General features: G+C 47.8%; 1 protein-coding gene. It reads right to left on the reverse strand.

What is annotated here, in order from left to right; translation table 11 throughout:
* On the reverse strand, positions 1-1723 hold a 1723-nt coding region (locus KDK17_RS16985; RefSeq protein ID WP_257288624.1), incomplete at both ends, for a hypothetical protein.

Below are 1723 nucleotides of genomic sequence, written 5' to 3' on the forward strand. Positions count from 1 at the left end.
GCTCCGGTCCCGGACGGCGGTAATAATGCTGCAGTACCTTCAGGATGGTTTTTTCATTATCGCCGACATTTTCTGGCATGGCTGGTGGTTTGCTGAAGGTGTCCACCATAAATTGTAAAGCTGCTGGTGCCTCAGCTGACGATGGTGTCTCCAGGTTTTGAGAATCGTCCAGACCGAGAGATCGTCTCAGATCTGCGATGTCCTGATGAGCTTGCCGAACATACTTTGGCCAATTCTGGTAGAAAGGATGTGTTTCCCTTTGCTCATAGAGTTGATTAAGCCATCGGATATAATCATTCAAAGAAAAGTTATTAATAATCTTCTTGCCGTTAGGGTATTGATGCTTCACATCGGCTTCGAAACGGTTCAGAACGTTTTTGTCCAGAGAAGCCCCGTAGTGATAAAGAGCCAGTAATTTAGACTGGATGATGTCAAGAGTCGGAGAATTAAAACTACACGGATAACGTAATAACTCTTCCAGACAGCTCTGCAGTTTCTGTGGAGTGCATTCCCGGCAGATTCGGTCAAATTCTACGACGCTTCCCGGGCAATCGGTTAAAGGTATTCTCCTGAGATGTTTCAGGGTTAGAACATCAAATGGAGCAAAGGCAGCCACCAAATAATTCATTATGCCTGGTGGCATTACCGGATTTAAGGTGTTACACATCATGACAAGGGGTGAAAAATCCCTCGCCAGCTGTGCTCCGCTCTTCAGAAGCAGCCAACATAAGCGGCAGGTTTCCTCCTCCTGTTCGCGAGTTTGCTCGTGTTCTGGCTGATCGTTTCTGATCATTGCGGAGCACAGCAAGATCTCAAGCAGAGAGTCAACACCTCGTTCATGAAAAAAACGCTGGTGAATTGGCAAGCCTCTTTGTTTTAAGTCCAGAAGCCTCTCGCAGTCGTAAGAGCCGGGTTCATTGACCAGGTCAATGGCCTGTTGCAGTTTGTGCCTGGCATCTGGATCTGCTGTGGTGGTTCGTTCCGAACTCAGTGCCTCTGCCCGCACAGACATAGGCAGCAGATTCAACATGGCTCTGAAATGGTCTGGGGCTACGCCCTGTGAGAACGCAAAATCATTCAGCGAACGCTCATTCATACTCAGGTATTGACTGTCCAGCTCATCATCATAATAAACCTCTACAGAACCTGTGCGGTTGCAATAAACAACCAGAGGTAAGGGTTTAAGCCTCAATACCTTTTCACACTGACGCTTGTCCCGCAGGATATCGGAAACATTTATTTCTGCATCGTTGTAAACGCAAAAGCATTTGACGTCCTGCTTTTTGTAATGGGTGAGCACCAGCTCCGGGAAATCATCATCCGTGGAATGATAGCCGGGTTTCAATTCTGGTAAACAGAACGTCCCATCCGCATTCAGATGTCCCGAGGTGAAACGAGCAGGATAAACTTTCCAGATGAGTTGATTGCCGCGCTCAAAATATCTATCAAGCACTGATTGCAGATCAGGCAGAAGTTTTACTAACCTGTTTTCCGGAGTTAGCTCAGGCAGCATCATCGCCAGCGAACAAGTCCCTGCATTACGTTTATAGACATACAGGCATTGTGGATCAAAAATGCCAACCATCCATTTACCATAAGCTTCTGGCACGCGCCCGGTGGGCGCCATTCCTCCCGGCAGGGCGAGAGTGAAGGGTCTTGGCGCTCCCATACCCGAAAAGTAATTTCTCTCTTCAGTCAATTCAATTCGCCGAAACGCCAGACG

Source organism: Endozoicomonas sp. SESOKO2 (assembly GCF_024606245.1).
In the GTDB taxonomy this organism is placed as follows: Bacteria; Pseudomonadota; Gammaproteobacteria; order Pseudomonadales; family Endozoicomonadaceae; genus Endozoicomonas_A.